Below are 13,773 nucleotides of genomic sequence, written 5' to 3'. Positions count from 1 at the left end.
GGGTTAGCGCAAGAGGGGGCGGGAGCTATAAGTTAAAGCTATGGCGGTTCAGCGTACGCCTCGCGTTACAGTGCGCTTAAAAAAGGAGCTTATTTATGTATACCATCGCCGCGACCCCGCTGGACCACCCGGAATTGAACGCCTTGATCGCCCAACTGGACGTCTACCAGCAGGCGCTTTATCCGGCCGAAAGCAATCATCTGATAGATCTTAGCGCACTGCCGCCTGAATCGGTGATTGCGCTGCTGATCCGCGACCCGCAACAGCAGGCCGTTGGCTGTGGGGCAATTGTGCTGGGGGAGGAGGGCTTTGGTGAGATGAAGCGGGTATTTATCGACCCAACCCATCGCGGTCAGCAGCTTGGCGAGAAACTGCTGGCGGCGCTGGAAGAAGAGGCTTTACGGCGCGAGTGCCACACCGTGCGTCTGGAGACCGGTATCCATCAGCATGCGGCCGTGGCGTTATATACCCGTAATGGCTATCAGACCCGTAGCGCCTTCGCGCCGTATCAGCCGGACCCGTTAAGCATCTTTATGGAGAAACTGCTGCTTGTCGATCTTCGTTCAGCAGCGCTATAAACGCTTCAAGTTGACGGGTTTTCGCCCCGCGACGCCATACCAGACAGGTCGTTAGCCAGCGCCACTCTTCGGCCAGCGGCCAGGCGGAGACCTGCTGATGGCCCGGCATGCTCTCCAGCATGCTGCGCGGGATCAGCGCCAGCCCGGCCCCGGTAATCACGCAAGCCAGCATCCCGTGATAGGACTCCATTTCGTGAATTCGACCCGGCGTGGCGCGATCGGCATGGAACCAGCTTTCAAAATGACGTCGATAGGAACAGTTGGCGCGAAACGCGTAGACGCTGGCTCCGTTCACTTCGCTGGCTCGAGCAATGGGCGGGTGGCCCATTGGTGCTACGATCATCATCTCTTCCGGGAACACCGGTAACCCTTCAAGCCCCGGATGCACCACCGGACCGTCAACAAAGGCCGCGCTAAGGTTGCCTTCAAGTACGCCGTCGATCATGGTGCCGGAGGGGCCGGTGGAGAGGGCAAGATGAATCTTTGGGTAGCGCTGATTAAAGTGCGCCAGCGTAGTAGGGATACGCACGGCGGCGGTACTTTCCAGCGATCCGAGCGAAAACAGCCCCTGGGGTTCATCCCCGGCAACGACCATGCGTGCCTCATCAACGAGAGCCAGAATTTGCTGACTATAGCGTAAAAAACTGTGCCCGGCGGGCGACAGGCGCAGGCGCTGGTTTTCGCGGATAAACAACTCGACGCCGAGATCTGCCTCCAGTTGGCGAATACGGGTCGTCAGGTTAGACGGCACGCGATGCACCTTCTGCGCGGCCTGAGTGATGCTGCCGGTAATAGCGACGGCGTTGAACATCTCGAGTTGGGTCAGATCCATAGCATTCTCTTTTCGTGAAAATGTTGCTTAATATTATTCATTTTTAATGAACGGTAGGGTAAGCCAGAATAAGGTCACTTCGCAATCAACACAGAGAGAAAAACGATGAATTTATCTGCAACTCATGCGGTTTCCGTGAATCCGACGACAGGTGAAATGGTGTCGTCTCTGCCGTGGGCGACCGAACAGCAAGTCGATTCAGCGATTGCCCTTGCGGACCAGGGTTATCGCCAGTGGCGCAACGTCAGCGTGGCGAACCGCGCGGCTGCGCTGCGTAACGTCGGCAGCGCGATGCGTGTCCGCGCTGAAGAGCTGGCGCAAATGATTAGCCTTGAGATGGGCAAGCCGATTGCCCAGGCGCGCGGCGAAGTCGCTAAATCAGCCAATCTTTGCGACTGGTATGCCGAGCATGGTCCGGCGATGCTTAATACCGAAGCGACTCTGGTTGAAGACAATAAAGCGGTGATTGAATTCCGCCCGATGGGTCCCATTCTGGCTATCATGCCGTGGAACTTCCCGGTGTGGCAGGTGCTGCGCGGTGCGGTACCGATTCTGCTGGCAGGTAACAGCTATTTGCTCAAACATGCCCCGAACGTGATGGGCAGCGCGGCGATAATTGGTGAGATCTTCGCACAAGCGGGCGTCCCGGCTGGCGTGTTTGGTTGGGTTAATGCTACCAACGACGGCGTTTCGCAGATTATTAACGATTCGCGTATTGCTGCTGTGACCGTCACCGGCAGCGTGCGGGCTGGGAAGGCTATTGGCGCGCAGGCCGGCGCGGCGTTGAAAAAATGCGTGCTGGAGCTGGGTGGCTCCGATCCGTTTATCGTGCTGAACGACGCCGACCTCGACGAGGCGGTAAAAGCCGCGGTGATTGGTCGTTATCAGAATACCGGGCAGGTCTGCGCCGCCGCAAAACGCTTTATCGTTGAAGCGGGGATTGCTGACGCCTTTACGCAGAAATTCGTCGCCGCCGTCGCCGCGCTGAAAATGGGCGATCCGCGCGATGAGCAGAACTATGTCGGGCCAATGGCGCGCTTCGACCTGCGCGATGAGCTGCATGAGCAGGTGCTTGCAACCTTAAAAGAAGGCGCAACGCTGTTGCTGGGTGCGGAGAAAATCGAAGGCGCGGGTAATTACTATGCGCCAACGGTGCTGGGGAACGTCACCGCCGAGATGACGGGTTTCCGTCAGGAGCTGTTTGGCCCGGTGGCGACCATCACCGAAGCACGAGACGCCGACCACGCGCTGGCGCTGGCAAACGATAGTGAATTTGGCCTCTCTGCGACGGTTTATACCACCAGTGAGGAGCAGGCTCAGCGTTTCGCCAGCGAGCTGGAGTGCGGCGGAGTGTTTATCAACGGCTACTGCGCCAGCGATGCCCGTGTGGCGTTCGGCGGGGTGAAGAAAAGCGGATTTGGTCGTGAGCTATCCCACTTCGGCCTGCACGAATTCTGCAACGTGCAAACCGTCTGGAAAGATCGTCGTTAAGCTCCAGAAAACCCCGGCTCGCGCTGCGCTCAGCCGGGCTACGGGTTCACAATCGCCTGTGGACCGGTAGTCCAGACAGGTGCGCCAGCACCGCCTCCGGGAAAGCAGATTGCAATGTTGCCGCAGATATCTCCCCCGGCTCGCACTGCGCTTAACAGGGCTACGAGTTCACAATCGCCTGTGGACCGGTAGCCCGGACAGGTGCGCCAGCACCGCCTCCGGGAGCTTTTGACCTTTCCCAATGGTACTTCGTACCCCCGCATATCTAATTTCCGGCAGAGCACATGTAAATAAATTGTTTCTCAGCGGCCGCGACCGCTTCTAATAATGCAGACATGTTAATTCACATGAGCCTGCGAAATGTCTTATCGAATCAGTATCCTGGATAAAAGCCCGCTGGCAGCCGGGGAAACGGTAGCACAGGCGCTGGCGCGTACATTAACGCTTGCGCAACAGGCGGAAGCCTGGGGCTATCATCGTTTCTGGATTGCCGAACATCACAATACCGACCAGCTCGCGAGCCCGTCGCCGGAGCTGGCGATCGCCTGGATCCTCGGACAAACCCGTAAAATTCGCGTCGGCTCTGGCGGCGTCATGCTGCAACACTACAGCCCGTACAAAGTGGCGGAAAATTTCAATATGCTCGCCGCCATTGCGCCGGGGCGCGTTGATCTTGGCGTCGGCAAAGCACCCGGCGGCCTGCCGCTCTCCACTCGCGCTTTACAACAAGGGCTTAATCCACAGGAAAAAGGCTCATTCGCTGATCAACTTGCGCAACTGGATAACTGGCTATCGCTAACCGATGCCGATGGTGAAGAGAGTGTGCGCGCCACGCCGATCCCGCCGCGTCGTGCCGATGGCTTTCTCCTGGGAGCCAGCCTTGAGAGCGCGCAGCTGGCGGCGCAGCTTGACTGGAACTTTGTCTTCGCCGCTCATCTCAACGGCGATAAAAACCTGCTGCGCGACGTGCTGACTCGCTGGCGTGAACTCAGCCGTCGCGAGGCGATTGTCGCGGTCCAGGTGGTGGTCGCTGAAGATGCCGCCACCGCTGCCGAACTGGCGAAACAGGTAGAAGTGTGGGGCGTTGAGCTGGAAAACGGCCAGCGGGTGAGCGTTGGCAGCGAAGCGCAGGCGGTGGCGTTTGCCCGTCAGGCGGGCAGCAGGCCAACGCGTATTGCCCGCCGGGAATCTGCCGTGTTGTTCGGTACCGCGGAAGAGGTGAAAGCGCAGCTCGATGCGCTCCAGTCCGCCTGGAACATTGACGAATTTATTATCGACACCCCTATTACCGACGGCGCGGCGCGTCTTAACTCCTTACGCCTGCTGGCCCAGGCGCATCTGAGCGCGGAGGTGCAGCCATGAGCTTTGACGAGCAGTTAATTCGCTGGCGGCGCGAGCTGCACCAGTACCCGGAACTCTCGTTGCAGGAAGTCGACACCACCGCGCGTATTCGCGACTGGCTGCAAAGCGGTGGTATCAACTTGCTGCCTTATGACCTGAAAACCGGCGCGGTCGCCGAAGTCGGTTCCGGTGATAAGGTGATTGCTCTGCGTGCCGATATCGACGCATTGCCCATCGAAGAGGCAACCAGCGTACCGTTTCGCTCGCAAAATGCCGGAGTGATGCACGCCTGCGGACATGATATCCACACCAGCGTGATCCTCGGCGCGGCGCTGCTGCTCAAAGAGCGCGAAGCCCGGCTGCCGGGCAGGGTGCGCATTTTATTCCAGCCAGCGGAAGAAAACTTTGGCGGTGCGAAGACTCTGATCCGCGCGGGCGTGCTGGAGGGCGTATCAGCGATTTTCGGTATGCATAATGAGCCGGGCCTGCCGGTGGGTGAATTCGCCACCCGTGGCGGCGCGTTTTACGCCAACGTCGATCGCTTTGTGTTTAAGGTAACCGGTAAAGGCGCACACGCCGCACGGCCCCATGAAGGCAAAGACGCCATCCTGCTGGCCAGCCAGTTAGTGACCCTTTTGCAAAGCGTTGCCAGCCGCGAAGTGAATACTCTGGATTCGGTGGTGCTTAGCGTGACGCGTATTCAGGGTGGCAATACCTGGAACGTGCTGCCGGAAAGCGTTGAGCTGGAAGGGACGCTGCGCACCCACAGCAGCGAGGTGCAGCAGCGGGTAAAAACGCGGGTCAGCGAAATCGCCGCCGGATTTGCCAGCGCCTTTGGGGCGCAGATCGACGTGTTCTGGTATTCCGGCCCGACCGCACTGGTGAATGACGAACGCTGGGCTGCCTTCGCCAGCGACGTGGCCGATAAGTCCGGCTACCGCACGCATCATGCGGATTTACACCTCGGCGGTGAAGATTTCGCCGTCTACCTTCAGCATATCCCCGGCGCGTTTGTCAGCATCGGCAGCGCCAGCGAATTTGGTCTCCATCATCCGGCATTTAATCCGGATGAGCGTTTAATTGCCCCGGCGGCGCACTATTTTGCCGACCTGGCGGAACAGGCACTTCAGCAACTGTAGATTTTGACAAGGGAAGAGGTAACGATGTCCGAACAACGGCAACTGCGCATTGGCACCATATTACATGGTGCATCGGGAAATATGTCGGCCTGGCGTCATCCGGCCGCGCTGGCGGATGCCAGTATTAATTTTGATTTTGTTAAGCAGACGGCGCTAAAAGCGGAAGAGGGCAAGCTCGACTTTATTTTTGTCGCCGACGGTTTATATATTAATGAAAAATCGATCCCCCATTTTTTAAATCGCTTTGAACCGCTGACGGTATTATCCACCCTTGCGGCGGTGACATCGCGTTTAGGGCTGGTCGGCACCCTGTCGACCTCCTACAGCGAACCCTTTACCACCGCGCGCCAGTTCGCCAGCCTTGACCATCTGAGCAACGGCCGCGCGGGCTGGAACGTGGTGACCTCGCCGCTGGAAGGCTCAGCGAAAAACTTCTCCCGTGCGCAGCACCCGGACCACGCGCTGCGTTATCGCATCGCCGATGAATATTTGCAGGTGGTGAAAGGACTATGGGACTCCTGGGAACAGGATGCTTTTGTGCGTAACAAACAGAGCGGGCAGTTTTTTGATAAAAATAAGCTGCACACTCTCGACCACCACGGCGATTTCTTTAAAGTTGCCGGGCCGCTGAATATTGCCCGCACCCCGCAGGGGCGTCCGATTATATTTCAGGCCGGTGCTTCCGATGACGGTAAAAAGCTGGCGGCAACCCATGCTGATGCTATTTTCACCCATCAGGAGTCGCTGGCGGAAGCGCAGGCTTTTTATCGCGATGTAAAAAGTCAATTGGAAGCGTACGGTCGCCGGGAGAACGAGCTGCATATTTTCCAGGGCGTCAGCGTGATCGTTGGCGATAGCGCCGACGATGTAGAGCAGCAATATCAAACCACCGCCGCGCTGGTATCGATTGACGATGCACTGAATTATCTCGGTCGTTATTTCGAGCACCACGACTTTGCCCAGTATCCGCTGGATGAGGTTTTCCCGGATATCGGCGACCTCGGGCAGAACAGCTTTCGCAGCACCACTGACGAGATTAAACGCAACGCTCGCGAAAAAGGCCTGACGCTGCGTCAGGTCGCGCTGGAGGCTGCCAGCCCGCGCCCGCGTTTCGCCGGGACCGCTGAAGAGGTGGCCGATGGTCTGCAACAGTGGTTTGAACAGCATGCAGCGGACGGTTTTATTATCCAGGGCGGCACGCCGGATACCTTCCCGCGCTTTGTGGACCAGGTGGTGCCGATTCTTCAGCAGCGTGGGCTATTTCGGCGCGATTATCCCGGCAGCACGCTACGCGAAAGCTTAGGGCTGGCTGAGCCCGTTAATCAATTCCAAAAACAATAATAGAGAACACCCGCTATGCAGAAAACGCAGAAAAAATCGCTATTACTGGCGCTTGCGCTGGCCGTTAGCGCCTCATCCTGGGCGCAGAACGTGAATATCAACGGCACCGGCGTGAGCCTGGAGGCCAACAAAACGCCGATTCATACGGCGAAAAATCTGCAGGCCATCGCGCAGTTGCCGAAAGGTCTCCACCTGGCCGTGCCGGGCAAACTGACCGTCGCGGTGGCGGCGCTGAACTCGCCGCCGTTGACCGTATTCTCCGACGATAACAAAACCCTGCTCGGCAGTGAGGTGGATATCGCCCGCCTGGTGGCCGATAGCCTCGGGCTGGAGCTGAACGTGGTCCCCACCTCATGGGAAGACTGGCCGCTCGGCGTCGCCTCCGGCAAATATGATGCCGCAGTCAGCAATATTACCGTCACCAAAGAGCGCAAAGAGAAGTTCGACTTTGCCACCTACCGCAAGGATTCGCTCGGCTTTTACGTGAAGAGCACCAGCCCGCTGAACAAAATTGAAAAAGCGGAGGATATCGCCGGGCTGCGGATCATCGTCGGATCCGGCACCAATCAGGAAGCGATCCTGCTGGCGTGGAACGCTGAAAACGTCAAGAAAGGACTGAAGCCGTTTACCCCGGTGTATACCAAAGATGATGCCGCCCAAACTTTGGCGCTGCAATCCGGGCGAGCCGATGCGTTCTTCGGTCCGAACGTCATTGGCGCGTGGAAAGCAGCGCTGACCGGCAAAACCAAACTGGTGGGCAGCGTTGACGGCGGCTGGCCGAAGGCGGCGCATATCGCGGTGACGGTGAAAAAAGGCAGCGGCCTGGTGGAGCCAGTACAGACGGCGCTGAACGGCGCAATTCAGAGCGGCGACTACGCCAAAGTGCTGAACCGCTGGGGCGAAGGGGTGGAGAGCATTCCACAATCTGAAATTAACCCGGCCGGACTTGGCGACTAACAGGAGGCGTTATGAGCGATATCTTCCGCGATGTGTCTCCGGAAACGCCGGAGCTACAGCCGATAATTGAGGGGCTGTTTGGCGAATACGCCTCGCGTTACGGTGATTATTTTTCCCGTGATGCCGAAGTCGAGCTTACCGAGTGGTATCTGGCTCCGCAGGGGCTATTTATTGTGCTGGAGCGCGACGGCGAAATTATCGCCACCGGTGCGTATAAGCCGAAAGATACCAATACCGCAGAAATCAAGCGGATCTGGACCCATCGAGGTCTGCGCCAGCAAGGACTGGCGGGGAAAGTTGTGCAAGAGCTGGAGCGCCGGGCGCTGCTGGCAGGCTATAGCCACATCTACCTGACCACCGGTTTTCGTCAACCGGAAGCGGTACGGCTCTACCTGAGCCAGGGCTATGAGGCGCAGTTTGACCTCAATCGCGACCCGGAAGAGTACAGCCTGCCGCCGTTCGATGGTCGGCTGCGCTTCACGAAAGCGCTGGCGGTCAGCGCGCTAAGCCAGAGCGCTTAAGGAGCCAATATGCATACCCCGGAAACGATTAAGGTTGTCCCCGCACGCTATCCGCTGCGGGCGGTTGGCGCGGTGCTGGCGCTGCTGGCGCTGGCAGTGGTCATTCAGTCCGTTGCTTTTAACCCGCGCTGGGAGTGGGGCGTCTTTGCCCGCTGGTTCTTTGACCCGGTGATCCTCGAAGGTCTGGGGCAGACGCTGCTGCTGACTTTGCTCGGTACGGTGCTGAGCGTGATTTTAGGCGGTCTGCTGGCGCTGGCCCGACTCTCCAGTTCATGGCTGCTGAGCAGCCTCGCCTGGGGTTATATCTGGCTGTTCCGCTCGCTGCCGCTGATCGTGGTGCTGATTATTCTCTACAACTTCTCTTATCTCTACGACACCCTGTCGATTGGCATTCCGTTCACCGGCATTAGCTGGGCTAACTTTGAAACCATCAACGTACTGGGGCAGTTTTCTACCGCCGTGGTTGGGCTCACGCTGGTACAAAGCGCTTACACCGCCGAAATTATTCGCGGCGGTTTCCTTGGCGTCGATCACGGTCAATATGAAGCTGCGGCGGCGCTGGGGCTTCCGGCGAGCCGTCGCACCCTGCGCATTATTCTGCCGCAGGCGCTGCGCACTATTTTACCGGCCGGTTTTAACGAAATTATCAGCCTCGCGAAAGGAACGGCGATGGTCTACGTGCTGGCGATGCCGGAGCTGTTCTATACCATCCAGATGATCTACAACCGCACTCAGGAAGTGATCCCGCTGCTGATGGTTGGGGCCGCCTGGTATCTGGTGATCACCAGCGTGCTGTCGCTTATTCAGTATCTGGTTGAACGCGGCCTGGCGCGCAGCGAACGCCGTTCGGCGGTCAATAGCGCACACAGCAGTCGTCGCGTTGAACTCGTTCGTCGCCCACAACCGCAGGAGCCCGTTCATGCCCAACTCTCATAATGGTCATATTTCCATTACCGGCGTCAGCAAATATTTCGGTCGCCATAAAGCGCTCGATGACGTGTCGCTGGAAATTAAACCCGGCACGGTCACGGTGATCCTTGGGCCGTCCGGTTCGGGAAAATCGACGCTGTTGCGGGCGATTAATCACCTTGAGCGTGTCGATGAAGGCTTTATCCAGATTGATGGCGACTATATTGGCTACCGTCGTAAAGGCGATAAGCTGTATGAATTGAAAGAGAAAGATATCCTTCGTCAGCGGGTTAACGTCGGTTACGTGTTTCAGAACTTCAATCTGTTCCCGCACCTGACGGTGCTGGAAAACCTGATTGAAGCGCCCATCGCCCATAAACAGGTAACCCGCAAAGAGGCCATTGAACGCGCCTATGAACTGCTTGATGTCGTTGGGTTGCGCAATAAAGCCGACGCCTGGTCGCGGCACCTTTCCGGCGGTCAGCAGCAGCGTATCGCCATTGCCCGCGCGCTGGCGCTCAACCCTCGAGTGATTCTGTTTGATGAACCGACCTCCGCGCTCGATCCCGAGCTGGTGGGGGAAGTGCTGGATGTGATTAAAAAACTGGCGCGCTCCGGTACCACTCTTGTTGTGGTGACCCATGAAATCGGCTTTGCCAAAGAAGTGGCGGATCAGGTGGTGTTTATGGTCGACGGCAAGATTGTCGAGCAGGGCAGCAGCGATGAGGTGCTCAACCATCCGCAGCATCAGCGCACGCGGCAATTTTTATCGAGGGTATTACCGGCATGAGAAATGGATTTGTTGCCCTGACACTATTCACCCTGTCTGCTGGTACGCAGGCGGCAATCGACCTGCGCGCCAATGAGCAGCCGCTGCCGGTGACGCGCGATGAACAGGCAATCGCGAAGATCCCGGTAAACTATCGGTTCGTTGAACCAGGAACGTTGACGGTCGCTATTTCAGCGCTCAATTCGCCGCCTCTGGCGCTGCTGGCCAGCGATAACCGCACGCGTATCGGTAGCGATCCGGATATCGCACGGCTACTGGCCGGGAGCCTTGGATTGAAGCTGAAGCTGGTGCCCACCGCCTGGGAGGACTGGCCGCTGGGGATCACCTCCGGGCGCTATGATGTGGCGCTGGTCAATATTGCGGTGACCGAGCAGCGTAAAGAGAAGTTTGATTTTGCCACCTACCGCGTCGACTCGCTGGCGTTTTCCGTGAAATCCACCAGCGATATCGCCCGTGTAAACGGTCCGGCGGATCTTTCCGGCAAAAAGGTGATTGTCGGTTCCGGGACCAATCAAGAGCGAATTCTACTTGGCTGGAATGCCGAAAATGAATCCGCCGGGCGCAAACCGGCGCTGCCCGTCTACTTGACCGATGACGCTTCCGGCAACCTCTATATTCAGTCCGGACGGGCGGATGTGTTCTTTGGTCCTCAGTCGGTGGCGGCTTACAAAGCGGCGCTAAGCGGCAAAACTAAAGTCGTGGGGCTGGGGCCGAAAAAAGCTTACGTCGCCACTACTACCAAAAAAGGCAACGGACTGGTCTTTGCGCTTCAGGCCGCGCTGGATGGCGCTATTGCTCGCGGAGAGTACCAGAAGGTGCTTGCCCGCTGGGGCGAGCAGGGCGAAGAGGTGGCGCAATCGCAGGTTAATCCGCCGGGGATAACTTACTAAAAAACCGCTGTTCCGCAGGAGTGTGATGCGAAACAGCGGGGGCGAATTCTCGCCAGGTCTTAAATTAAGCGGTACGCGGGGTCAGGGTCAGGCGGTCCAACGGCCCGACGATAAACAGATAGGAGAACAGGCCCAGCACGCCCATGGAACCGACGTACAGGATGGCGTAATCAAACGACTGGGTTTTAGCAAGGATCACCCCAATCACCAGTGGGGTGATGATGCTTGCCAGGTTGCCGCACATGTTGAATACGCCGCCCGCGATGCCGAGCATCTCTTTTGGCGAGGTGTCGCTGAGCACGCACCAGCCAAGGTTGCCAAAGCCCTTAGCAAAGAATGCCAGGCTCATGGCGGCGATCACCACCACTTCTGAAGAGGTGTAGTTGGCGACGACAATCACGCAGGAGAGCAGCATGCCGCAGATCACCGGTAGCTTGCGGGCGGTGGTCAGGCTGTAGCCGCGCTTCAGCAACCAGTCCGAGAACACGCCGCCCAGCAGGCCGCCGATAAATCCGGCAATCGCCGGGATACTGGCGACAAAACCAACCTTGAGGATTGACATGCCTTTAGCCTGGTAGAGGTAGGTCGGAAACCAGGTGAGGAAGAACCAGGTAATCGACGTGACGCAGAACTGGCCGATATAGACGCCAATCATCATGCGGTTGACGCAAACGCTCTTAATTTGCGCAAGAGTTAATTTCTGCTGTGTTTTTTTGCTGCCTAATTCCGGCTCGCCGCCGCCTTCACGAATATAATCGAGCTCCTGCTGATTTATTGCTGGATGATGTAGCGGGTCTCTAACTTTAACTAGCCAGAATATCCCCAGCACGACGCCGATAGCGCCAATATAATAAAATACATAGTGCCAGCTTAGATTATGCAGAATAATCGTCATCAACGGCGTAATAATGCCCAGCGAAATATACTGCGCGGCTTGATAAACCGAAGTCACGAATCCACGTTCTTTATTCGGGAACCACTGAACGCTTAAGCGACTGTTGGCGGGAAAGGCCGGTGCTTCGATGGCCCCCATCATCAGGCGCAGGATCACCAGTACTACCAGCGGGCTGGCGAACATAAAGATAGTGCCCTGGAACATGGTCACCACTGACCAGCCGATCAGCGCGCAGCCGTAGACCAGACGCGAGCCATATTTATCCAGCAGCCAGCCGCCGGGTATTTGCATAATAACGTAGGAAATACCAAATACCGAAAACGCCAGACCCATCGCCTCCGGGTCGAAACCTAACTCTTTACTCATAATTGGCGCGACGACGGACAGCGTTGCCCGGTCGGCATAATTAAATACGGTGGCAAGAAATAAAAATAATAATATACCGTAACGCACGTTGCTGCGTTTTATTTGCTGTTGCATTTTAATCAACTCCTTTGCAGGGTTGTGTATTGTGGGTACAGCCAAAAAGAAGTTTTTCCCCAGCAGGGCTACGGGTTTTCAGTCGTCTGCGGACCGGTAGCCCGGACAGATGCACAGTATCGCCTCCGGGAAAATGTTGTTTTCTCCTGGGGGCGGCGCTTGATGCGCCTTGCCCGGGCTACGGGGCCTGTAGCTCGCATAAGGCGTTTACGCCGCCATCCGGGGAAATCGATTATGGGCGTTTGCCAAACTCGCAGCTTTGCTGGGTCCAGCGGCGGGCCTGTTCGCTCAGGGTAAAGCCGAGACCGTGGCGCTCAGAAACCCACATCCGGCCGTCGCGTAGCTCAAGCTGCTCATTAAACAGCGGGTTCAGCCACTCGAAGTGCTCCAGCCACGGCTCCAGCGGATAGGCGGCAGCAAGGTGCAGGTGGACTTCCATCGCAAAGTGCGGGGCCAGCTTACGGCCATGCTTCGCTGCCAAATCCATAATTTTCAGGAACGGAGAGATCCCGCCGACGCGTGGGGCATCCGGCTGCACAAAGTCGCTGGCATTACCGAGGATCAGCTGTTCATGCTCGCGGAAGCTGGTCAGCATCTCACCGGTCGCAATTGGCGTATCCAGCGCGGCGGCGAGCTGCGCGTGGCCTTCGACATCGTAAGCATCCAGCGGCTCTTCAATCCAGATAAGATTGAACTGCTCCATTTTGTGTCCCATACGGATGGCGGTTTCGCGATCCCACTGCTGGTTGGCGTCCACCATCAGCGGGAAATCATCGCCCAGCACCTCGCGCACTGCCGTCAGGCGTCGAATATCTTCAGCCGTGTTCGGCTGGCCAACTTTTAGTTTGATCCCACCGATGCCGTTCTCGCGGGAGATAGCCACGTTTTTCAGCACCTGATCCAGCGGCGTATGCAGGAAGCCGCCGGAGGTGTTGTAGCACTGCACGGAATCGCGATGCGAGCCGAGCAGTTTTGCCAGCGGCAGCCCGGCGCGTTTGGCTTTCATATCCCACAGCGCAATATCGATAGGGGAGATGGCCTGCACCGCCATGCCGCTACGACCAACCGAAGCACCGGCCCACAGCAGTTTGGTGTAGATCTTGTCGATATCGTTCGGGTCTTCACCGAGCAGGTTATCGGCAATCTCTTTGGCGTGGGCGTAAATACCCTGGCCGCCTGCACGCTTGGAATAGCTAAAGCCAACCCCTTCAAAACCGTCGCGGGAGCGGATTTCGGCAATGATAATAGCCACTTCGGTCAGCGGTTTTTGCCGTCCGGTGAGGACCTTGGCATCGCTGACAGGGGTCGCCAGCGGCAGGAAGGCCAGCGACAGTTTGACGTGTTCAATGCGATCGCCGGTTTCAGCGGCGGTTTTGACGCCGGAAGCTTTGGCGTAAGTCACGGACTCGGAATTAGCGCTAGAGGTCATGGTAAGTTCCTTTTGGATTAAAAATGTTTGCGCTAACATTTTTAATCCTGATTTTGTTTTTGCGCCACGACGTTGATTTTAATTTGTACAAACGATCACAATTAACGGTTCTTAATGGTAAAATTATGCAATGCATATCACGATCCAAAGAGATTTGTGAATATTCACAATGCATAATGA

11 protein-coding genes and 1 pseudogene are annotated in these 13,773 nt (G+C 57.3%); 9 read left to right on the top strand and 3 right to left on the bottom strand.

What is annotated here, in order from left to right:
• Window positions 1-95 precede the first annotated feature (95 nt).
• Window positions 96-578 carry a GNAT family N-acetyltransferase gene (locus tag AC07P6_RS16220; RefSeq protein ID WP_478313691.1) on the top strand — a complete coding sequence of 161 codons (483 nt, stop codon included), beginning with the start codon at window positions 96-98 and terminating at the stop codon, window positions 576-578.
• On the opposite strand, the gene ptrR is transcribed toward AC07P6_RS16220, so the two are convergent.
• Window positions 532-1,410, bottom strand: a complete 879-nt coding sequence (gene ptrR / locus AC07P6_RS16215) for a putrescine utilization regulator PtrR (RefSeq protein WP_182238915.1) — start codon at window positions 1,408-1,410, stop codon at window positions 532-534. The two genes, AC07P6_RS16220 and ptrR, sit on opposite strands and share 47 nt — an antisense overlap.
• A gap of 105 nt (window positions 1,411-1,515) precedes the next feature.
• On the opposite strand from ptrR, the gene sad reads away from it, so the two are divergent.
• The 8 genes and pseudogenes from sad (at window position 1,516) to AC07P6_RS16175 (ending at window position 10,789) form a co-directional block, all read left to right on the top strand.
• On the top strand, window positions 1,516-2,901 hold the full coding sequence (gene sad / locus AC07P6_RS16210) for a succinate-semialdehyde dehydrogenase (RefSeq protein ID WP_304259404.1): 1,386 nt from the start codon (window positions 1,516-1,518) through the stop codon (window positions 2,899-2,901).
• A gap of 360 nt (window positions 2,902-3,261) precedes the next feature.
• On the top strand, window positions 3,262-4,263 hold the full coding sequence (locus tag AC07P6_RS16205; RefSeq protein ID WP_434663598.1) for an MsnO8 family LLM class oxidoreductase: 1,002 nt from the start codon (window positions 3,262-3,264) through the stop codon (window positions 4,261-4,263).
• Window positions 4,260-5,381, top strand: coding sequence for a M20 peptidase aminoacylase family protein (locus AC07P6_RS16200; RefSeq protein ID WP_434663600.1), 1,122 nt, complete (start codon window positions 4,260-4,262; stop codon window positions 5,379-5,381). Before AC07P6_RS16205 ends, AC07P6_RS16200 begins: the two co-directional genes overlap by 4 nt.
• A 24-nt stretch (window positions 5,382-5,405) precedes the next feature.
• Window positions 5,406-7,679 (top strand): annotated as a pseudogene (locus tag AC07P6_RS16195) (NtaA/DmoA family FMN-dependent monooxygenase).
• 11 nt (window positions 7,680-7,690) lie between these two features.
• Window positions 7,691-8,200 (top strand): GNAT family N-acetyltransferase, encoded by a 510-nt coding sequence (locus AC07P6_RS16190; RefSeq protein WP_182238907.1) that lies wholly within the window; start codon window positions 7,691-7,693, stop codon window positions 8,198-8,200.
• A 9-nt stretch (window positions 8,201-8,209) separates the two neighbouring features.
• Window positions 8,210-9,136, top strand: a complete 927-nt coding sequence (locus AC07P6_RS16185) for an amino acid ABC transporter permease (RefSeq protein ID WP_434663603.1) — start codon at window positions 8,210-8,212, stop codon at window positions 9,134-9,136.
• The gene (locus tag AC07P6_RS16180; protein WP_182238903.1) at window positions 9,120-9,899 is read left to right on the top strand and encodes an amino acid ABC transporter ATP-binding protein; all 780 of its coding nucleotides are present in this window, start codon (window positions 9,120-9,122) and stop codon (window positions 9,897-9,899) included. Before AC07P6_RS16185 ends, AC07P6_RS16180 begins: the two co-directional genes overlap by 17 nt.
• Window positions 9,896-10,789, top strand: coding sequence for a transporter substrate-binding domain-containing protein (locus AC07P6_RS16175; protein WP_182238901.1), 894 nt, complete (start codon window positions 9,896-9,898; stop codon window positions 10,787-10,789). The genes AC07P6_RS16180 and AC07P6_RS16175 overlap by 4 nt, the downstream gene beginning before the upstream one ends.
• Before the next feature lie 64 nt (window positions 10,790-10,853).
• On the opposite strand, the gene AC07P6_RS16170 is transcribed toward AC07P6_RS16175, so the two are convergent.
• Together AC07P6_RS16170 and AC07P6_RS16165 are read right to left on the bottom strand one after the other, a co-directional pair.
• Window positions 10,854-12,164 carry an MFS transporter gene (locus AC07P6_RS16170; RefSeq protein ID WP_434663605.1) on the bottom strand — a complete coding sequence of 437 codons (1,311 nt, stop codon included), beginning with the start codon at window positions 12,162-12,164 and terminating at the stop codon, window positions 10,854-10,856.
• A 232-nt stretch (window positions 12,165-12,396) separates the two neighbouring features.
• Window positions 12,397-13,593 carry an L-talarate/galactarate dehydratase gene (locus AC07P6_RS16165; RefSeq protein ID WP_478313689.1) on the bottom strand — a complete coding sequence of 399 codons (1,197 nt, stop codon included), beginning with the start codon at window positions 13,591-13,593 and terminating at the stop codon, window positions 12,397-12,399.
• Window positions 13,594-13,773 lie beyond the last annotated feature (180 nt).

This window comes from Klebsiella sp. GFKo11 (genome assembly GCF_056490265.1).
Note: the sequence above shows the minus strand (reverse complement) of the source record. Positions and strands in the feature narration are given on the sequence as shown.